The organism is Deltaproteobacteria bacterium (assembly GCA_016709225.1).
Classification (GTDB): Bacteria; Myxococcota_A; Polyangia; order Nannocystales; family Nannocystaceae; genus Xiheibacterium; species Xiheibacterium phototrophicum.
The window spans coordinates 852,108-872,014 of the sequence record JADJEE010000012.1 but is presented as its reverse complement, the minus strand read 5'-3'; the positions used below and the strand labels follow the sequence as shown (position 1 = coordinate 872,014).

The window sequence follows — 19,907 nt, the reverse complement described above, 5'->3', positions numbered from 1 at the left end:
ACTGCCGATGGACGAGCCCCGAGACCAACCGGACGACGACGAGGCGCTGCCCACGTACAACCGCGCGCCCGCGGCGATGCTGGGCGCGGAGCAGCGCGAAATCTCGGTGCGCGCCAAGGACAACGCCGACGAGGGTCCCGACACCATCAAGGGCGAGGCGGGCATGGCCGCGCCGACGCACTGTTCGCACGGCAGCCATGGCAGTCACGGCAGCCACGGCAGTCACGGCAGTCACGGTAGTCACGGCAGTCACGGCTCCCACGGCAGTCACGGGAGCTGGTGACCGTGGCGGACGGCGGAGTCGGCGAACAGGGCGCGCTCGGCATCGAGCAGCGCATCGCCGATCGCCGTGAGCGAGTCCATGTGCTCACCGGTGCCGTCTGCAACAACAACTGCATCTTCTGTATGGAGGAGGATCGGGACGGCCGTTACGTCACCAACTCGGCGACGACGGACGAGACCGTGCAGTGGATCCTCGAGCACAACCGTGGCTGCGAGGAGGTCTGCTTCACCTCCGGCGAGCCGACCACGAACCCGGCGCTGCCGCGCTGGATCAAGGCTGCGAAGCGCCACGGCGTGCCGGTGATCAGCGTGATGACCAACGGTCGCGCGCTCTCTTACGAGCGCTACGCCAAGGGGCTGGTCGCGGCGGGCTTGAACCGGGTCTACATCTCGATTCACGGCCACGAGGCGAAGCTGCACGAGGGCCTCACGCGCACACCCGACAGCTTCGCGCAGACGCTCGCGGGCATCGACATGGTCGCGAGCCTGCGACGACACGGCGTCGGCTTGCACACGTCGACCGTGATCACCCGGCGCAACCTGCCGCACCTGGGTCCGATCTATCGCTTCCTGCGGGCGCATGGCGTCGAGCAGGTGGTCTTCAATGTGATGCAGGCCAACGGTCGCGCCAACACCCACTTCGATCAGATCTTCCCGCGTTACCGCGATATCGCAGCGGGCTTCGCCGCGTTCGTGCGTGAGCAGCAGCGGGTCGAGCCGCAGCCGATGGCGTTCCTCGTCGACATCCCGCTGTGCACGACCGGTGAGGTGCCCGACTTCAACCGCGGCTACGTCGAGCGCTACGTCCACTTCGAGCCCGCGGCCGCCGCCGCGCGCGTGCGCGTCGGAGAGCCGACCCTCGCGGGCTTGCCGGTCGAGGGCGAGTCCGGGCTGGTCCAGCTGCGACGCGCCGATCTCGACGATGCCGCCCGTCGCAAGCGCGAGGCGTGCAACTCGTGCCGGTACGATTCCGTCTGTGAAGGGGTGTGGTCGAACTACCTCCGGCGTCATGGCTGGGAGGAGTTCTCGCCGGTCCAGCTCGGGGGCGCGGCCACGGCCGCGGTGGCGGACGAGTCGATGGTGGGGGAGCACGGGTGATCGACGATTCCGAGAGCAGCACGCGCGAGCGTCGGCCGACGATGGAAATGACCACGTTGGCCCGCACGACGCAGTTCGTGCAGCCCCGAGCATCGATCGAGCCGCGGCCGGGCACGCAGCGCGTGCTCTACCTGGGCGAGTCGACGCGTGAGTACTCGACCGTCCTCGAGCTGCTCGAGCAGGTCGCCGATCCCAACTTCGTCTGCGATCACGCGGCCGACGAAGTGCTCGCGATCCAGGCCCTCACCAGCGCCGAGTACGACGCGGTGCTGGTCGAGGTCGCCGCGGATCGCCGCATGTGGACGCGCCTGGTGCGAGACCGACGGCTGCCGAGCGTACCCCTGGTCGCGATCGACATGACCGCCAAGCCCGAGCAGCGCTCGGCCCGGCGCGACATCCTGCAGCACGACGGCGCCGACGCGGTGGTGCTGCGCTCGGAGATCTCCGGTGCGTTGCTCGAGGCCAGCGTGCACGCGGCGATCGAGCGCGGTCGCATGCGTCGCGCGCTCGCCGAGGTGCAGGAGCGCTTCGCCCTCGCCGTCCGCGGTAGCAACGACGGTGTGTGGGAGTGGCTGCTCGACAGCGGTGAGATGCACTTCTCGCGGCGCTGGCGTGAGCTGCTGGGCTACGGCATCGATGACCTCTCGAACGAAGTCGACGAGTGGTTCGGCCGCGTGCACCCGGCCGATCTCGAGGCCCTGCGCGCGGACATCGAGCAGCACCTGGCGGGCGACAAGCCCTTCCACGAGAACGAGCATCGCCTGCGTGCCAGTGACGGCACGTACCGCTGGGTGATCAGCCGTGGCGTCGTCCAGCGCGACGCCGCGGGGCGACCGGTGCGCATGGCTGGCTCGCTGACGGACACCTCCGACTTCCGCCTGCGCGAGCAGAAGCTGCTCGAGGAAAGCCGCAACGATCCGCTGACCGGCCTGCCCCGTCGCGAGCCCTTCATGGAGCGGATCGCCCGCGCGATCGAGCTGCGCAAGCAGGACTCCAGCTACCGCTTCACGGTGCTGATGGTCGACGTCGACCGCTTCCGGTGGCTCGCCGACAGCATCGGTCACCAGGCCGCCGACGGCATGCTCGCGATCCTCGCGCGCCGGCTGGGCGGCTGCGTGCGGCCCGGCGACGTGGTCGCGCGCTTCGGCGGCGACAAGTTCGCGGTGCTGCTCGAGAACCTCGACGACGTCGACGCCGGCACCGACATCGCCAACCGCATCCGCGTCGCGGTCCGCGACCCCTTCGAGGTCGACGGGCAGACCGTCTACGCGACCGTCAGCATCGGCCTGACGACGAGCACCCGCGGCTATGACGACCCGCAGGAGGTCATCAACGACGTCGGCGCGGCCGCGACGAAGGCCAAGGAACGCGGTCAGGATCGGCACGAGGTCTTCGAGACCAAGATGCGCATCGACGCGCTCACGCACCTGCGCCTCGAGGTCGCGCTGCGGCAGGCGGTCGAGCGCGAGGAGTTCGAGCTGCACTACCAGCCGATCGTCGCGCTCGACACCGGTAACCTGCTGGGCTTCGAGGCGTTGACGCGCTGGCGGCACCCACGACGCGGCATCGTGCCGCCCTCGGAGTTCATCCCGGTCGCCGAGCAGACCGGCCTCATCCTGCCGATCGGGCGCTGGGCCATCCACGAGGCGGTGCGGCAGCTACGGCACTGGCAGCAGGCGCTGCCCGAGCTTCCGCCGCTGTCGATGAGCGTCAACCTCTCGGGCCGACAGCTCGCCGATCCGCGCCTGCTCGAGGAGATCGACAATGCGCTGCGCGGCAACGAGGTCGCCCCGGGCTGTCTGCGCCTGGAGCTCACCGAGAGCGTGCTGATGGACAACGCCGAGGCGGTGCTGCGCGTGCTCGAGACGCTGCGCGGCACGGGCGTGCGCATCTGGGTCGACGACTTCGGCACCGGCTACTCGTCGCTGTCGTACCTGCACCGATTCCCCGTCGACGGCCTCAAGATCGACAAGGCCTTCGTCGACGTGCTCGACGGCAGCGAGCAGGGCGCGGCCATGATCCGCACGATCGTCGGGCTGGCGCAGGCGCTCGGCGTCGATGTGATCGCCGAGGGCATCGAGTCGCGCTCACAGGCCGAGCAACTGCTGCAGCTCGGCTGTCTGCGCGGGCAGGGCTACCTGTTCGGACATCCCCTTCGCGCCGCTCGGGTGCCCGAGCTGTTCGCGCCCGCCGTCTCGCTCACGAGCTCGTGAGCGTCGAATCGCCGGTTGGGGATGAGCGCCTCGCGTCCATCCCCAACTCGGAAGCCGACTCAGAAGCTGACGGGATACACGGTGCCCTGCGTTTCTGAGGTGAAGCGCGAGAAGTGGGCGTCCTTGAGCGCACTCGCCACGCAATCGCCCAGCGGGGTGCCGGCGTGGGGGTCGAGCGCGGACGCCGAGATGACGTCGCCGGAGTCGCCGGCGATCGACACCTTCACGCGCACCGTCTCACCCGCGCTACCACCACAGGCCTTGGCCTTCGCCTTCGCGGAGGAGAAGCCCTGGCGCAGCTGCGACTCGCTGAGCTTGTCGGCCAGCTTCGCGTCGAGATCGGGGCCGTTGCGCTCCTTCTTGCGGAGCTCGGCGCAGCCGGGCTTGTTCGGGTCGAGCACGCACTCCGCACGGAAGCGCTCGTCGATCTCCTTGGGCGTGAGCGACTTGGGCTCGGCGGGCTCGGGCGGGCCCGAGGGCTCCGGCGGACCAGCGGCGGGCTTCTTCTCGCCCTTCTTCTTCTGCGTCACCGAGACCTCGACCTTGGCCTCCTTCGGCGGCTCTTCGACCACCGGCGGCTCTTCGACGACCGGCTCCTCGACCACCGGCGGCGCCACGACGACCGGCGCTGGCTTGGGCGGCTCGGGCTTGGGCTCGACCACCGGCGGCGGCGTCGGAGCGGCCGCGCGCACCTCGGCACCCGCGGCTGCGGTCTTGTTCGCGTCGCTGTCGGGGCGCATCGCCACCCAGGCGACGCCGCCGAGCACGAGGGCTCCGAGCGCGAGCATCCACAGCATGCCGCCCTTGCGCTGCTCTTCCTGCTTCGGTGCGGGCGAGGGCGCCATCGTCACCGCGGCTGCGGTGGCGCGATGCTCGGCCTTCGGCAGTGGCGCGGGCACGGCCACGGTGGCGGACTTGGGCTCGGCCTTCGGCGCGACCTCGGCGAGCGAGACGGCGGCGGCGACTGGCTTCGACTCCACCTTGGATTCGGGCTTGGCTTCGGCCTTGGGCTCCGGCTTGGCGTCCGCCTTCGCTTCGGGCTTGGGCGCGTCGGCGGCGGCCTCGGCCTTGGGCACCTCGCCGGTCTTCGGCTTCGGCGGCGGCGGTGGTGGGGGCTTGCTCTCGCTGGTCGGTCGCGTGGTGTTGGCTGCGACCGGCGGCGGCGCCTCGAGGGCCGCGTCACCGATCAGCGCCGCGGCCGCGGCTCCGCCATAGCCTGTGCCGGCACCATCATCGAGGTCGTCGTCGTCGTCGTCCGAGCTGGCGGCGATCTCGTCGTCCTCGATCCCGAGCGATTGCGCGATCTCCATGATGTCGGCGTAGCCCGACGTCTCGGAGGGGTCGCGTTCCTTCTCTTCGTCCTGCGCTACGGTGCCCATGATCCATCATCCTTCGTGGTGTCGATCCACGTGTCTTGTCGGCGTCGGTTCCGGTCCCTCGGCCTACGAGATGCGACAGTGTAGCGCGAACGATCCGGTCGTGCCCATCGGCGGGTCTCCGCCGTGGGCGCATGCGCGTCGGCGCACCAGGCCTCGTCCGCTCGCTCCACACCCACTGCCGCCCATCGGCGTACTCCACCGGCGTACATGGCGGCCCTTGCGTCCTCCTTCATCGACGATTCGTTCGACTTCGCAGTCCCGGCGTGCCGGCGCTGCCTGTCACGCGTGGGACCCATCACATCGGCGGGCGTGCCCGCCTCGCGCCCGCGCGGGCTCACGCACACCCGCGCGTTAAAGTGGCGCCGGCGGCCGCTCGGCCTCACGGCGCTGGCGCTGGCGCTGGCGCTGGCGCGGGCGGCTCGGGCTTGGGCTCGTCGTCGCCACCACCGAGCGCCGAGGGCGGCAGCTTGCCCTTGTTGCGCTTGAGCCAGTTCTCCTGGCGTTGACGCCGGAGCTCGGCGAGCTGCTCGGGGGTCTTGCGGAGGTACTTGGCGTTGTTGTCCGCGATGATGCCGAGGATCATCTTGGCCTGCTTGGCGTCGAAGCGCGACCACATCTGCACGTCGGTGTTCTTGCGCGCGAGCTCGACGGGGTCGTAGATGATCCCCTTCACCAGCTTGAGCTCGATGCGGCTGTCGAACAGCTTGCCGACGTCCTCGCGCCAGAACTTCTCGAAGGCCTTGGCGTCGACGATCTCGCTGAACTCGACCCGCACCAGCAGCTCGGGATCCTCGGTGGCCTCGGCCGAGAGCTCGATGCCGTCGGGCACCGTGAACGGCAGCTTGGCGCGCTTGAGCGACGCTCGCAGGTCCTTCATCACGACCTGCAGCCCGGCGGTGGGCTGACGGGCGGCAAAGCTGCGCAGCTTCACGAGGTTGGCCACGAAGTTGCCCGCAGTCTTCTCGTCGCCGGGCTCGGGCGCGATGATGTGGCGCAGGAACTCGTCGCGCACGTAGACCGCGATGTGGTCCTCGAGCAGGACGAACCAGCGGTTGTCGACGTCGGGCGAGCCATCGAGCGGCTTGGGGTTGCCGCGGATGATGCCGTTCTCCTCGATCCACTCGATCGACTCGTCGTTGGCCGCGGCCGCGCGCTCGATGCCTCGCTGGACCTCGTCGCGCGACATCCGATAGTCGACCGCGAGGAAGGTCTGTCGCCAGTCACGCAGATCGGGGCTGGCGATCACGATGTGGTCGAAATCCCGCAGCGCATCGAAGCCGCCGGCGGTGATGAGGTACTCGAAGTCCGGCAGCGGGGCCATGACATCGAGCGCCTGCTCGGCAAAGCTGAGCTTGCGGATCTTCTTCGGCACCAACATCACGAAGTAGGTGCTGTTGGTCGGGCCGAGCTCGTCGACCTTGGAGTGCTTCTGACCGCCGAGGTCGCGCTCGGGCTCCTTGGGCGGCTCGGGCTTGGGCGGCTCGGGCTTGGGTGGTTCGGGGGTCGGCTCGGTGGCGGGCGCGGGCGGCTTCACCTCGGGCGGCGGCGGAGCGACCACGGGCGCCTGCTTGGGCGCCTCGGGCATCGCGCCCTGGATGGTGTCCGGGTCGATCAGCTCGACCTCCGTGAACTCGAGCTCGAGGTCGACCTCGATGTGTGGCGCCATCGACAGCATGCCCCACACCACCGGCGCGGCGTGGAGCACCGCCGATCCGATCATCGCCAGGGACTTGCGGCCGACCTCTCGCACGACGGAGCTTCGGCAGCGACCATAGCATGCCATGCGCCGCGGTGCCGCCCGCGGCGGCCTCGGGCACGGCTCAGGAGCCGTAGCGCGCGACGACGCGTTCGACCTGGGCGCGGAAGTCGGCCTCGCGATGGCGGGCGAATTCCTTCCAAATGCACAACGTTCGCGGATCGGTCACGCGATCGATGAACAGTGTGGCGTCGAGGTGATCGACCTCGTGCTGAAACGTCCCAGCGGTGATGCCCCGGACCTCGCGGTCGATGGCGTTGCCGTCGCGGTCCCACGCCTGCACGCGCAGCTCGGCGAAGCGCGACACCACCCCGCGCAGGTCGGGCACCGACAAGCAGCCCTCGTAGTTGTCGAAGCGCTCCTCGGACAGCGGCGTCAGCACCGGGTTCACGAGGATGGTGAGCGGGATCTTCGGCTTGTACGGATAGCGCGGGTTGCCGTCGACCTCCATCACGCACACGCGCACGGGGCGATGCACCTGGATGGCCGCGAGCCCAGCTCCGTTCGCGTCGCGCATGGTCTCGACGAGGTCGTCGATGAACTGCTGGAAGGGCGCGCTGCGCAGCTCTTCGCGCTCGACCTCGCGGGCGCGCTCACGCAGCACCGGCGCGCCGATCTGGGCGATCTTCAGCAGTGTCACGCACCGCCTCCGCGGATGACCTTGGCCTTGAGGGCGGCCTTGCCGTCCTTCACGTAGACCGTGAACTGCACGTCGCGCACGTCGCTGTGCTTCTCGAGGATGTCCTGGGTGTTCTTCGCCAGCTTGCGGGCGAACTTGTCGAACGTGAAGCCCTCGACGTTCTCACCGCAGGCGATCTTGATCTGCAGGAACTCCTCGAAGACCTCGCGGTGGTATCGCGTGCGATCGTCGTCGTCGTCGCCGGCGTCGGCGGGCGGCGTCGCGAGCGGTGGCGCGGGGACCGGCTCGGTGGTCGCCGGGCGGGCCGGCGGCACGCTCACCGGCGTCGCGGCGCGCGGGGGCGCGACGGCACGCGGCGCGGCGGGGGCAGGGCTTCGCGGGGGCGTCGGCGCGGCTGCGGGTGAGGCCGATGGCGAGGCCATGGGTGAGGCCGGCTGCGCCGCGATCGGCGTCGGCCGCCGCGCCGGCGGTGGGTTGGTGGCGGGCGCATTCGCGGGTCGCTCGGGCAGTCGCGTCGATGCGCTCGGCTCGGCCGCGGGCTCGGCGTTCGCATCCTGTCGCGCGGTCACGTTGGTCTCGCGCGGATCGTCCTCGACCTTGCGCACCGAACGGGTCAGCTTGCGGCCACGCATCGTCTTCGGGCGCTGGCGCGTCGCGGCGCCGGCGTCCTCGCTGACCTCCTCGTCGATCTCGAGCTCCGCCAGGTAGGCCGCGCGCAAGGCCTCGTGGGCGGCGTTGGCCGCCCGCGCGACGTCGCCGGTGGGACCGCCGTAGCGATCGTGGAAGATCTGGTGCTGGTGGCCGCGCGCGACCGCCTGGAACTCGCCTGCGAGCCGACGCATGGGCCCGAGCGCTTCCATCTGCGGCAGGTACAGCGCCAACGCGGCGCAGATCAAGAGCAGCACCGCGAGCAGCACCCAGTTGGCGGCCGAGACCACGCCGCGCTCGCGCGCACTCGCGAGCGCGTCGGTGAGATCGCGATGGCCTGCGGCGGCGGTGCGGCGCGACATCACCACCAGCAGCGCGCCGCCCTTGCCCTCGCCCGCCGGGCCGGGCATGCGACCGACCGCGCCGATGCGCGCATCGAGGCCATCGCCGACGCTGAACACCTTGCTCGCACCCTCGTCGGGCGCATCGTCGAGGTGCGCGACCGCGAGCTTCTCGAGCTCACCCGCGACCGGCTGGTCGCCGATGGTGTCGCCGATCAGCTTGCCGTTGCGCACCATGCCGGCCGGGTTCTCGGTGCCGAGCACGCGACGCAGCAGCGAGCCTGCGCCGATCGACAGCGGCTCGAACCCAACCAGCCGCCGTCCGTTGGCATCGGCCCGCATCACGCGGGCGGCGTGGATCTGTCCGCCGAGCATCAGCGAGAACATGCCGTCCTCGTCGGCGGGCAGCTCCTGGAACGGCGTGCTCGCGACCAGCTCGGAGACCAGCGGCTCACCAATGCCGCTCACCGCCACGACGTTGCCGGAGCCGTCGACGAACGCGACCGTCATGTCCGACTTGTTGCGCACGCGCAGGCCCTCGGCGGCCTCGGTGAAGACCTGCGGCAGCGGCAGCTTCTCCGGCGGTAGCTTGGCCTCCTGCTCGGGCGTGCGGGCCAACGCCTCGCGCACGGTGGGGTCGAGCAGCATGGTGCCGACCTGGCGTGCGGGCGCCGACTCGAGCTGGGCCCCCAGCGCGGCCACGCCGGCCTCGGTGACGGCATGCAGCGCTGCGCGGTCGCTCTCGGAGAAGTCGGTGCCCTGCGCCTTGGAGAGCAGGAACATGCCGCCGAGGCACAGGCTCGCCAGTGCGGCAAGGATCACGCCCCAGACGCGGGTCAGCAGCATCGCGGCGCACAGTGTAGGCCCGATGGGCGCGTGGCCGCAAATGCCTGGCGTCGACTCTCGCATCGGCTCGTGACTGCGCGCGGGATCACCCTGCGTGGCGCCACGGACTCGCGAGCGATCGGATCCGCCGATCCGCGGCTGCAATGTGTCGATGTTGCGGGTCGACGAACGCCGTCGTGCGCGTCACGGTGCTGTGGCTCGGGGTCGTGGTCGCCCTCGTGGGAGGGTCCATGGCCACACGGGCCGGCGTGTGGACGGGCGTGCATGCGCCGCTGGTGTTGGTCGCGGTGCTCGGGGCGTTGGGCCTCACGCTGTGGGCCGTGTGCGCGCGTGGTCCGGGGGCGCGACGATTCGCCGCTGCGCTGATCCTGCTCGCGCTGGCGCGTGGCCTCGCGGTCGGTGCCGACGAGCGCACGCGCGACTGGCCCGCGGGGCGCGGGGAGATCGCCGCGGTGGAGCGGTTCGCGATCGAGGCCGCGGGTTGGCCGGGGGCCCGTTGCTCGGTGGTCGCACGGCCGCGGGCGAGTCCGCAGCGGGCGTCGCTCGACCTGCCGCCCGAGATCTGCCCGATCGCCGCGGGTGCCGAGGTGATCGTGCCGCTCGATGCATTGCGTTTCGTGCACGGCCCGGTGTGGCCGGGCGCAGCCGATCCGCTGGCGTTCGCGCGGGGCCGCGGGGCCAGCTGGGCGTTGTCGGCCGATCGGGCGTGGCGCTCGCGCGACGACGACGACGGGTACTGGTCGGTGGTCGCGCGGGCTCGGCAGGCCTGGTGGGCCGAGAGTCGCGGCGACGATGCGCGCGCGCTGGTGGTGTCGAGCCTGTTCGGTGTGCGCGCGGCGTTGTCACCGACGCGGCGGCGCGAGCTCGCCATCGCGGGGCTCGGACATCTGGTTGCCGTCAGTGGCATGCAGGTCACGTTGATCGCGTGGCTGGTGTGGCGCGGCGCGCTGCGGGTGACGGCGTGGTTCACCGACTCGCCGGCCCCTGCGGCGCTGACCGGGCTGCTGCCGGTGGTGGCGTACGTCGGGTTGGTGGGTGCCGAGGCGCCGGCGGTGCGCTCGGCGATCATGGTGGTCGCGTTGGGGTTGGCGGCGTGGTCCGCCCGCCCGCTCCACGGCGTGACGGTGCTGGCGTGGACCTCGGCGGTGATGTTGGCGTGGCGACCGGCGTGGGCCTTCGACGTCGGCTTCCAGCTGTCGTTCTTTGCCATGGCCGCGCTGCTGCGCGCACCCGAGCGGGCCGGGCTCGCGCTGCAGAGCTGGCGGGTGAGCTGGGCGATCGCGCCGGTCGTCGCGTTGCACTTCGGAGAGACCGGCGCGTGGTCGGTGGCGACCAACGTCGTCGCGGTGCCGGTGTTCACGCTGGTGCTCACGCCCGCCGGCGTGCTGGCGGCAGTGCTCGACCCGTGGCTCGGTGCAGCTGCGTGGGTGCCGGCGAAGTGGGCCGCCGCGCTGGTGCTCGACATCGCATCGGTCGGCGCCGCGTTGCCGCGGGTACCACCCGCCGCGCTCGCTGCGATCGCCGCGTTGGTGCTGGTCGGGCACGCGTGGCGGCGGCTGGCGTGCGTGCCCGCGTGGCGGCGGTGGGCCCCGACGACGCTGGTCGCGGTGCTCGTGATCGCGGCGTGGGCGTGGCGACGCGACGCCATCGAGCCGGGGTCGGTGCCGGCGATCCGCGACGCGCGGTGGTTCGCGTTCGGCCCCCTGCGGGCGCCCGCGCTGGTGGTGCGTGGCGCCGACGAAGGCCACGCCTGCGTGGTCGATCCCACCGGCGATCCCGCGCAGTGGCCACCGATGCTGGAGGCGCTCGGCGTCGCGGTGATCGACGACGTCGTCACTCGGCGACCGCCGCGGCCGGGCACCCTCGACGACGCACCCCACGTGGTCGCGCTGCGTCGCGAGCTCGCGGCCACCGGCTACGACGCCGCCGTGGTCGAGAACGGCGGCTGCGAGGGGCCCAGCGTCCAGATGGCGAGCGCCGCGATCGCGGTCTGTCGCCGCCGCCACGACGGGCCCTCGTTCGCTGCCTTCGATGGCACGTTGGTGCACTGTTTCGCGGGCGAGCGCTGGCTCGACGGGGTCGGTCTACAATGACCTCGGCGATGCCACCGGCGCGAACGCTCTACCCGTTGCTGCTCGAGTCGAACGGCCCCCATCACGGCCGCGCGCACGAGCTGCCCTATGGCATCCATGTGCTCGGTCGCGGCAGCGAGGCCTCGGTGCAGGTCGAGCACGAGGACGTCTCGCGACGCCACGCCGAGCTGATCGTCAGCCCCGACGGCGTGGTCGTGCGCGACCTCGAGAGCAAGAACGGCGTGCGCATCGATGGCGAGCCCATCACCGGTCCGACCAAGGTCAGCCACGGCCAGGTCATCGCGCTGGGCGATCTCGCGTTGACCTTGAGCCACCCCGCGTCGCAGGTCGCGGACGTGCTGGCGCGCGCCGGTGAGACCACGATGACCGCCACCGATCCGCGCACGCTCGAGCGCCGGGGCGTCGGCACGCTGTGGCTGCCGCTGCTCGGTGTGCTCGTGTTCGGCGCGCTGGTGGCGGCCATGATGCTGCTCTGAAGTCGCCGCGGACCGACGCAACGCAGGGAGGTCCGGGCCGGCTTCGCCGCTGGCTCGGTGGAACTCGGTACACTCGCGAGCCGTGACCGAAGCCCTCTCCCGCCTGCCCAAGATGGACCGCGTGCTCGATGCGGCTGCGCTCGCGACGACGCCGTGGCGGCGCGAGGTGGTGCGCCGGGTCGCGGAGGGCATGCTCGCGGCGCTGCGCGATGCGATTCGTCGCGGCGCGGGGGCGCCCACGGTGGTGCCCGACGCCGAGCAGTTCGCGGTGCAGGTCGCCGCGCGACTCGAGGCGCTGTGCGGGCCGCATCCGCGCGCAGTGATCAACGCGACCGGCGTGCTGCTGCACACCAACCTCGGTCGCGCGCCGTGGTCCGACGCCGCGATCGCAGCCGCGATCACTGCCGCGCGGGCGTGCGATCTCGAGGTCGAGCTCGACAGTGGCCAACGCGGCTCTCGCTTCGCGTGGACGCGACCACTCCTGGCGGCCGTCATCGGCGCGCCCGACGTCCACGTGGTGAACAACAACGCCGCGGGGCTCCTGCTGGCCTGCACCGTGCTCGGCAGCCCCGGTGGGGTCGCGCTGTCGCGCGGGCAGATGGTCGAGATCGGCGACGGCTTCCGGGTCGCGACGATGGCCGCCGCCGGCGGTTGCCGCATCGTCGCGGTCGGCAGCACCAATCGCACCCACGCCGCCGACTACGAGGCCGCGCTGGCGCCCGGCCCCGACGGCAGCGCGTCGGCGATCCTCTGGGTGCACCTGTCGAACTTCGAGCAGCACGGCTACGTCGCCGAGGTCGCGCTGCCCGAGCTGGCCGCGATCGCGCGCGCCCACGGCGTGCCGCTGGTCGCCGATCTCGGCAGCGGCTCGCTCGGCACGGGGCTGCCCGCGCGCGAGCCGACCATCGCGTCCTACCTCGAGCACGGTGCCGACGTGGTGTTGGCCAGCGGCGACAAGCTGCTCGGTGGTCCGCAGGCCGGCATCGTCGCGGGCACGCGCGAGGTGGTCGAGCGCATGCGTCGGCACCCCATGGCACGGGCGCTGCGACCCGACAAGGTCACGCTCGCGGCCCTGCACGCGACCGCGGCATCGCACGCCGGTCGTGAGCCGCCACCGTTGCCGCTGCACCGCATGGTCGCATGGACCCTCGACGAGCTACGCACGCGCGCGGCCGCGGTCGCGGATGCTCTCGGGCTCGAAGCCGACGCCGTGCAGGCGTGCGACGCGACCATCGGCGGCGGCTCGCTGCCGGGCGATCGCATGCCCAGCATCGCGGTGCGATTGCCGGCGGGCGGGCGGGCGAGCGCGCTGGCCCGGCGGCTGCGCACCGGCGAGATCGCGGTGGTGGGTCGCATCGAGGACGAGGCGGTGTGGCTCGACCTGCGCACGGTCGATCCCCGCGACGACGCGCGGCTGGTCGCGGCCGCGCGCACAGCCTTGCGCTGAGGCGGGCGCCTCAGCGCCGCTGCACGCGGATACCGACGGTGGTGCCGCCACCCTGACGCGCGTCGATCCACGCGCCGCCGCCGTGGGCCTGCGCGATGCGCTGCACGAGCGCGAGCCCGAGCCCGAGGTGCGTGCGCCCGTCGTGGCCCTGGGCCCCGCGTGCGAATGGTTCGAACGCCCGCGCCCGCGCGGTCGCGTCGATGCCGGGCCCGTCGTCGTCGACGGCGAACGTGATGCTGTCGCGGTCGCCCTCCACCCGCAGTGCGACCACGCCATCGCCGTGGGCACGCGCGTTCTCCAGCAGATTGCCGAGCGCACGGCCGAGCAGTGTCGGATCGCCGAGGAAGGCGTCGTCGTCGTCGCCGGCGACCAGCAACGTGCGGGGCAGCCCCGCCTGCGCCAGCGCCCGGATCGCGACCGCGCGGGCCGACAGCGGCGTGGTCGCCATCGCGGAGAACTGCAGGCGTGCGTCGGCCAGCAGCTTGCCGACCAACGCGTCGAGATCGGCGATCTCGCGCTCGAGATCCTGCAGCGTGGCATCGTCGGCGCCGCGATCCCGCAGCAGCTCGACCAGCACCCGCAGGTGTCCGAGCGGCGTCCGGATCTCGTGGGACACCGCGGCCAGCAGCGTGCGCGCCTCTGCGAGCTGGGCCTGGACGCGGGTGGCCATGTCGTTGAGCGCGACACCGACCACCGCCGGCTCGCCCCGCAGCTCGCGACCGATGTCGACCCGCGCGTCGAGCTCACCGTCCGCGAGTCGCTTGGCGAAACGCGTGAGCGTGTCGTAGGGCCGCGTCAGGCGCCTCGCGAGCATGCCCGCCGCCCCCCACAGCACCAAGCCGGCGGCGAACAACGCCAGCAACATCGCCGGGCCACCACGGTGGGGGTGGGCCCAGCACGCGGCGATCTCCCCCAAACGTCCGTGTTCGTCCTGCACCGGTGCGGTCAGGACGTGATCGTCGCAGGTTGGGCCATGGCGCTCGATCGTCCGTCCGTCGAGGTCGCGCAGCTCGATGCCGACCTCGAGGTCGTGTGCCGCCCGGGCCGCCAGTGCGCTGCGTCGCTGCGGATCGTGCCACACCTGGCCGAACTCGCTGCCGACGAAGCGCTGCAGGTTCGCGGTCATGTGGTCCCACGCGCGGGGGCCCGGGCTCGACAGCGACCACACCGCGATCACCGTCAGGCCGGTCGCGACGATCGTCACGCCGAACCACAGCACCAACAGGTGCCGCAGCCGGCGGCCGCGATGCCGCGCAGGTCGTCGTCTCATTCTTCGCCCTCGCGTGTGAGCATGTAGCCGACCCCGCGGATGGTCTGGATGCGGGTCGCGGCCTTGGGGTCGTCGCCGATCTGCCGTCGCAGCCGCGAGATGTGGACGTCGATGGTGCGCTCGCCGACGTTGACGTCGCCGCGACCGGCCTCGGACAGCAACGCCGTGCGTGGCACCACCCGTCCGGCCCTTCGCATCAACGCGACGAGGATGTCGAACTCGACCGCGGTCAGCTCGATCACGCGGCCCTCGCGGGTCACCTGCCGCGTGCCGACGTCGATCACGATGCCGCCCGCCGACAGCCGCTCCGACAGCAGACCCGGCTGGCCGCGCCGCGTCACCGCACGCAGCCGCGCGAGCAGCTCCCGCGGTGAGAACGGCTTGGCGACGTAGTCGTCGGCGCCGAGCTCGAGCCCGACCACGCGATCGGCCTCGTCGCCCTTGGCAGTGAGCATCACGATCGGAATCGCGTCGCGCTCGCGGATCTTCTTCAGCACGCTGATGCCGTCCTGCCGCGGCATCATGACGTCGAGCAGGATCACGTCGAAACCGCCGGCGGCGAGCGCAGCCAGGCCGCGCGCACCGTCGGCGGCGTGCGTGAGCACGACGTCGTTGTCGCCCATGTATCGCGCGAGCAGCTCGAACAGCCGCTCGTCATCGTCGATGAGCAGGACCCGCAGGCTCACGTCGACCAGCTTACGTCAGGGCTCGTCGTCGTGCTCGCGGTCGCGGTCCCGGTCGCGATCGCGGTCGCGACCACGGTCGCACGCGTCGTCGTGGTGGCGACGACCGTGGTGCCAGCCGTGCTCGGCGTGCCACGCCAGGCTCGCGAAGCCGGAGCCGAACCCGAGCGTCGCGCCGGTGAGGAGCAGGGCGATCTTCACGCGGTCGTTCATGCCATCCCCCGTTCGTCCTCGTCGCGGTCGCGAGCGCCCCCGCCGAAGCCACGGCTCGACTCCAGCCAGTCGGCCAGCACGCGGCGCTGCCGCTCGTCGAGCGCCTCGTGGAGCTTGGCCAGCGCACCGACCACGCCCTTGCGCATGCGCAGGAGCGCGTCGTCGTGCCGTGCGAACGCCTCGCCGAGCGCGGTCTCGTCGACGCCCTCGCTGCGCAGCGCGCCGGCCAGGTCGCCCCGTGCCTTGCGGAACTCACCGCGCAGGTCTCGACCCTCGTCGCGCAGCTCGTTCATCACCTCGCGGATCACCTTCTCCTGACCCGGCGTGGTGTCGAGCCGCGAGAACAGACCGCGCAGCCACCACGGCGTACGACTGCCGCCGTCGTCGCCGCCGCGACCCCACGGACCCCGTCCGCCGTCCCAGCCACCAGAGTGATGGCCATGATGCGAATGATGTCGATGGTCGCCGCAGCCGTGCCACCCGTAGTCGCCGCGACGTCGTCGCATCACGCGGAACAAACCGGCCACACAGGCCGCACCCACCAGAAAACCGAACATGCTGTCGTTGCCTCCGTCGCTTCGCAAGATGACCACCCCTTCGTGAAGGGACATCGCCTGGCGCCATGAAGAAGTGTGAAGTGCCGCGATGCTGCCCCGCTCGTGCTGGTTACCCGCGTGTTACAGCCCCGCTGCCGTCTCGCGCGTAGGTTTCACGCATGGCAACTCCCCACGACCATGGCGACGACCATGGCCACGACCATGGCCACGACCATGGCCACGACGATGGCCCGCACGATGGCCCGCACGATGGTCACGATCGTGGCCAGGATCGTGGCCCGCACGACGTCGCGCGCCGGCAGCGATCGCGTCGACGCCGAGACAGCTCCGCGCTCGAGACCGTGCTGCTGGCCTCGACGGCCTGCCTGCTGGCCGCGGTCGCGTGGCCGATCGCGACCGGCTCGCGCGCCCGCGACCCCGAGGCCATCGCGGCCGACCCCCAGCTCGCGGCGCCGAACCCCGGCGGCAGCGGGCCTGCGATGCCGTCGCCCCCGCCGTCGCAGGGCGCGCCGACGATCCAGATCGCGCTGCTGCTCGACACCTCGAGCAGCATGGACGGCCTGATCGATCAGGCCCGCAGCCGGCTCTGGTCGGTCGTCAATGCGCTCGACGGCGCGACCTTCCACGGCGCGACGCCGCGACTGGAGGTCGCGATCTACGAGTACGGTAACGACCGCATCGGCTACGCCGATGGTCACATCCGCCAGGTCGTGGGCTTCACGCCCGAGCTCGACCGCGTCTCGCAGGCCCTGTTCGCGCTGTCGACCAACGGCGGCAGCGAGTTCGCGCCGCAGGCCATCACGCGCTCGCTCGACGAGCTGACGTGGCGCGATGGCGAAGGCGTGCTGCGCATGGTCTACGTGGCGGGCAACGAGGAGTTCCAGCAGGGGCCGGTCGGGTGGACCGACGCGGTCGATCGCGCACGGGCGCGCGGCGTGGTCGTGAACAGCATCTACTGCGGCCCCGACGGTGCGGGCGACGACGTCGGCTGGGCCCAGGCCGCGACGCGGGCCGGCGGTCGCCACTTCAACATCGACCACAACACCCGCGCGGTCGATCCGCCCACGCCGTACGACGACGAGATCGGCCGCCTGGGTGTCGCCATCAACGGCACCTACGTGGGCTACGGCAACGAGGGCGCACACGGGCTCGAGAACCAGACCGAGCAGGACAGCAACAGCGTCGCGGTCGGCAGCGCGGTGGTGCGCGGACTCAGCAAGTCGATGGCGAACTATCGCAACCCCAGCTGGGATCTCGTCGATGGCGTCGCCGAGGGCGTGGTCGATCTCCAGACCATCGTGCCCGACGCGTTGCCCGAGGCCCTGCGCGGGCTCGATGCCGCCGAGCTGGCCGCCTTTGTCGCGTCGCGTCGGGCCGAGCGCGCCGCGATCGCGGCCCGGCTGACCCAGCTCCGCGAGCAACGTGACGGCTTCCTGCGGCAGCACGCCGGCGATACCCCGAGCAACTCCCTCGATGGCGCGATGATCGAGGGGATGGCGGCGCAGGCCGAGGCTGCAGGGTTTACGATGCGACACAGCTAGTCGCGAGCGGCCCATGACCCCGAGCAGCCCCAAGTCCACCACCGTGCTGGTCATCGAGGACGACGACGCGATTCGCCAGGGCCTGGTCGACGCGTTGGAGTTCGAGGGCTATCCGGTGGTGCAGGCCGCGACCGCACCGCGTGGGCTGCAGGCGGCGATCGAGGGCGCGGTCGGGCTGGTGCTGCTCGATCTGATGCTCCCGGGCGGCGACGGTTTCGAGGTGCTCAAGGAGGTCCGTCGCACCCGCAGCGGGCTGCCGGTCATCATCCTCACCGCCCGCGGCCGCGAGGCGGATCGCGTGCAGGGCCTGCGGTTGGGCGCGGACGACTACGTGGTGAAGCCGTTCAGCGTGAAGGAGCTGCTGGCGCGGGTCGAGGCGGTGCTGCGTCGGGTGCGAGTGGCGGGGCCCGAGCCCGCTGCGGTCACCGAGGTCGCGATCCCCGGCGGCACCATCGATCTCGCGCGCCGCGAGGTCCGCTTCGACGATGGTGCGCGGGTCGAGCTGTCGGAGCGCGAGTCGCAGCTGGTCGGCTACCTCGTCGGCCACGCCGAGCGTGCGGTCGGTCGCGACGAGCTGCTGCAGCAGGTATGGCGGCTCAACCCCTCGCGCTACCAGACCCGCACCATCGACATGCACGTCGCGCGGCTGCGCGAGAAGCTGCGCGACACCCACGACGAGCCGCGGGTGATCCTCACCGTGCGCGGTAAGGGCTACATGTTCGGCAGCGGCGGAGCCTAGTCGATGCGCGCGCGCACCCATTGGCTGGTGTTCTCGGCCGCGGTCGCGACGTTGCTGGCCGTGCTCGGCGCGGCGACCTGGGGGCTGCTGCGCTTCGATGCACGCCGCGTGCAGACCGAGCACGACGCGCTGCGCGAGGAGCTGGTGCGGCTGTCGCTGTGGCGCATGGACAGCGCGATCACGCCGATGCTGGCGCGCGAGATCGCCGAGGCCGGGCGGCCCATCGACGGCCCGAACCCGGTCGGCGTGCGCGCGCGCTTCGTGATCCACCCCGGCGGCGACGCCGAGCCGCTCGATGCACTCGAGGGGGTCGAGCGCGACGCGCTGCTGGCCCTGCTCGCACAGCAATCGCCGCGTGACACCGCGGTTGCCGTCGCGGGCGCGACGATCGAGGTCGCGAGCTCGTACCGCTCGAGCAAGCAGCAGCGCGTCGAGTCGGCCGGCGTGATCACGCAGAACCAGCGCAACTCCCTCGAGTACGGCAAGCGGGTCGCGTCGCTGCAGGAGAACCTCGCCAATTCGTCGCTGCGCAACCCCGCCAATGAGCTCGACGAGGGCGATGTCGAGCAACAGGCGCTCGCGGCAGCCTACGACGTGCCGCCGGCGATCCTCGAGACCATGCGCCCGCTGTGGTGGGGTGAGGATCTCGTGCTCGTACGGCGGGTGCGGGGCGCCGAAGGTGAGCGGCTCGAGGGCGCGTGGCTGGACTGGCCCGCGGTGCGCGAGCTGTTGCGGGCCGAGGTTGCCGATCTGCTGCCCGATGCCCAGCTGCGGCCGCTCTTGGCCGGCGAGGCGGACGACCAGGCGCATCGGCTCGCGACGCTGCCGGTCGGTGTCGAGGCCGGGGTGCTGTCGCTTCCGCACGACCCGGCCCAGCGCCCGCTGTGGCTGGCGATCGCCGCGGCGTGGATGTTCGTCGTCGTTGCGATCGCGGCGGTGGCCTCGTTGCTGCGGGGCTCGATGAACCTCTCGGAGCGTCGCGCAGCGTTCGTCTCGGCGGTCACCCATGAGCTACGCACTCCGCTGACGACCTTTCGCATGTACACCGAGATGCTGGAGTCCGGCATGGTCGAGGCCAAGCGCCAGCAGTACGTCTCGACGCTGCGCCGCGAGGCCGAGCGGCTGGGGCAGCTGGTCGAGAACGTGCTGTCGTATGCTCGCATCGAGGCCGATCGGCACGAGCGCGAGCTCGAGTCGATCACGATCGAGGCGCTCGTCGAGCGCGTCGCCGATCGCCTCGAGCAGCGCTGTCGTGGCGCCGGCTTCGAGCTCGAGCTCGAGCTGCTCGGTGAGGGCGCCACCGCGTCGGTCGCGGTCGACGTCACGGCGGTCGAGCAGATCCTCTTCAACCTGGTCGACAATGCTGCGAAGTACGGCGCGACCGCGGTCGCGCCGAAGGTCCAGCTGTCGGTGCGGATCGAGCCCGCCGTCGTGATCCTCGCGGTCTCCGATGCGGGCCCCGGCATTCCGGTGGGCGAGCGCGCGCGGGTGTTCGAGCCGTTCGCCAAGGGCAGCGCGCACGCGTCGGGCACCAAGCCCGGCGTCGGGCTCGGGCTCGCGCTGTCGCGCCGACTCGCAGTGCAGATGCGCGGCCGGCTCGAGCTGGTTGCCAGCGATCGCGGGGCCTGTTTCGAGCTGGTGCTGCCGCGGGCACCCGCGACGCCCCGCTGACCGCCGCGCGCAGG

The 19,907-nt window shown here is 71.7% G+C and carries 17 protein-coding genes; 9 read left to right on the top strand and 8 right to left on the bottom strand.

Annotated elements, in window-relative coordinates; all coding sequences use genetic code 11:
* Positions 1-7 precede the first annotated feature (7 nt).
* The 3 genes from IPH07_28585 to IPH07_28575 are packed head-to-tail and all read left to right on the top strand — an operon-like array spanning position 8 to position 3,593.
* On the top strand, positions 8-283 hold the full coding sequence (locus tag IPH07_28585) for a hypothetical protein (GenBank protein MBK6921389.1): 276 nt from the start codon (positions 8-10) through the stop codon (positions 281-283).
* A gap of 2 nt (positions 284-285) precedes the next feature.
* Entirely contained in the window at positions 286-1,380 is a 1,095-nt protein-coding gene (locus IPH07_28580) for a radical SAM protein (GenBank protein MBK6921388.1), read from the top strand.
* Complete coding sequence (locus IPH07_28575) at positions 1,377-3,593, top strand: EAL domain-containing protein (GenBank protein ID MBK6921387.1); 2,217 nt, start codon at positions 1,377-1,379, stop codon at positions 3,591-3,593. The genes IPH07_28580 and IPH07_28575 overlap by 4 nt, the downstream gene beginning before the upstream one ends.
* A gap of 59 nt (positions 3,594-3,652) precedes the next feature.
* Here the strand turns inward: IPH07_28575 and IPH07_28570 are convergent, their stop codons facing one another.
* From IPH07_28570 to IPH07_28555, 4 genes are all read right to left on the bottom strand, one after another.
* A complete protein-coding gene (locus IPH07_28570; GenBank protein ID MBK6921386.1) occupies positions 3,653-4,972 on the bottom strand; it encodes a hypothetical protein in 1,320 nt (439 codons plus the stop codon).
* 379 nt (positions 4,973-5,351) lie between these two features.
* Positions 5,352-6,722 (bottom strand): hypothetical protein, encoded by a 1,371-nt coding sequence (locus IPH07_28565; protein MBK6921385.1) that lies wholly within the window; start codon positions 6,720-6,722, stop codon positions 5,352-5,354.
* A 70-nt stretch (positions 6,723-6,792) separates the two neighbouring features.
* A complete protein-coding gene (def, locus tag IPH07_28560) occupies positions 6,793-7,368 on the bottom strand; it encodes a peptide deformylase (GenBank protein MBK6921384.1) in 576 nt (191 codons plus the stop codon).
* Positions 7,365-9,203: a hypothetical protein gene (locus IPH07_28555; protein MBK6921383.1), complete on the bottom strand. Its 1,839-nt coding sequence runs from the start codon at positions 9,201-9,203 to the stop codon at positions 7,365-7,367. Before IPH07_28555 ends, def begins: the two co-directional genes overlap by 4 nt.
* A gap of 230 nt (positions 9,204-9,433) precedes the next feature.
* Between IPH07_28555 and IPH07_28550 the strand changes: the two genes are divergently transcribed.
* The 3 genes from IPH07_28550 to selA all read left to right on the top strand — a co-directional run bounded on the left by IPH07_28550 (position 9,434) and on the right by selA (position 13,219).
* A complete protein-coding gene (locus IPH07_28550; GenBank protein ID MBK6921382.1) occupies positions 9,434-11,296 on the top strand; it encodes a ComEC/Rec2 family competence protein in 1,863 nt (620 codons plus the stop codon).
* Between the two features lie 8 nt (positions 11,297-11,304).
* Complete coding sequence (locus IPH07_28545) at positions 11,305-11,772, top strand: FHA domain-containing protein (GenBank protein MBK6921381.1); 468 nt, start codon at positions 11,305-11,307, stop codon at positions 11,770-11,772.
* A gap of 82 nt (positions 11,773-11,854) precedes the next feature.
* Complete coding sequence (gene selA / locus IPH07_28540) at positions 11,855-13,219, top strand: L-seryl-tRNA(Sec) selenium transferase (protein MBK6921380.1); 1,365 nt, start codon at positions 11,855-11,857, stop codon at positions 13,217-13,219.
* A gap of 10 nt (positions 13,220-13,229) precedes the next feature.
* On the opposite strand, the gene IPH07_28535 is transcribed toward selA, so the two are convergent.
* From IPH07_28535 to IPH07_28520, 4 genes are read right to left on the bottom strand one after another with little or no spacing between them, the layout of a single operon-like run.
* Positions 13,230-14,489: a two-component sensor histidine kinase gene (locus tag IPH07_28535; protein ID MBK6921379.1), complete on the bottom strand. Its 1,260-nt coding sequence runs from the start codon at positions 14,487-14,489 to the stop codon at positions 13,230-13,232.
* Complete coding sequence (locus IPH07_28530; GenBank protein MBK6921378.1) at positions 14,486-15,175, bottom strand: response regulator transcription factor; 690 nt, start codon at positions 15,173-15,175, stop codon at positions 14,486-14,488. Before IPH07_28530 ends, IPH07_28535 begins: the two co-directional genes overlap by 4 nt.
* Positions 15,176-15,190: 15 nt before the next feature.
* Positions 15,191-15,385, bottom strand: coding sequence for a hypothetical protein (locus IPH07_28525; protein ID MBK6921377.1), 195 nt, complete (start codon positions 15,383-15,385; stop codon positions 15,191-15,193).
* Positions 15,382-15,969: a periplasmic heavy metal sensor gene (locus tag IPH07_28520; GenBank protein MBK6921376.1), complete on the bottom strand. Its 588-nt coding sequence runs from the start codon at positions 15,967-15,969 to the stop codon at positions 15,382-15,384. The genes IPH07_28525 and IPH07_28520 overlap by 4 nt, the downstream gene beginning before the upstream one ends.
* 314 nt (positions 15,970-16,283) lie before the next feature.
* On the opposite strand from IPH07_28520, the gene IPH07_28515 reads away from it, so the two are divergent.
* Genes IPH07_28515 through IPH07_28505 form a run of 3 tightly spaced genes read left to right on the top strand, consistent with a single transcriptional unit; the run spans position 16,284 to position 19,893 of the window.
* Positions 16,284-17,483 (top strand): VWA domain-containing protein, encoded by a 1,200-nt coding sequence (locus IPH07_28515; GenBank protein ID MBK6921375.1) that lies wholly within the window; start codon positions 16,284-16,286, stop codon positions 17,481-17,483.
* Positions 17,484-17,496: 13 nt separating this feature from the next.
* Positions 17,497-18,222 carry a response regulator transcription factor gene (locus IPH07_28510; protein MBK6921374.1) on the top strand — a complete coding sequence of 242 codons (726 nt, stop codon included), beginning with the start codon at positions 17,497-17,499 and terminating at the stop codon, positions 18,220-18,222.
* 3 nt (positions 18,223-18,225) lie between these two features.
* Positions 18,226-19,893, top strand: a complete 1,668-nt coding sequence (locus IPH07_28505; GenBank protein MBK6921373.1) for a HAMP domain-containing histidine kinase — start codon at positions 18,226-18,228, stop codon at positions 19,891-19,893.
* Positions 19,894-19,907 lie beyond the last annotated feature (14 nt).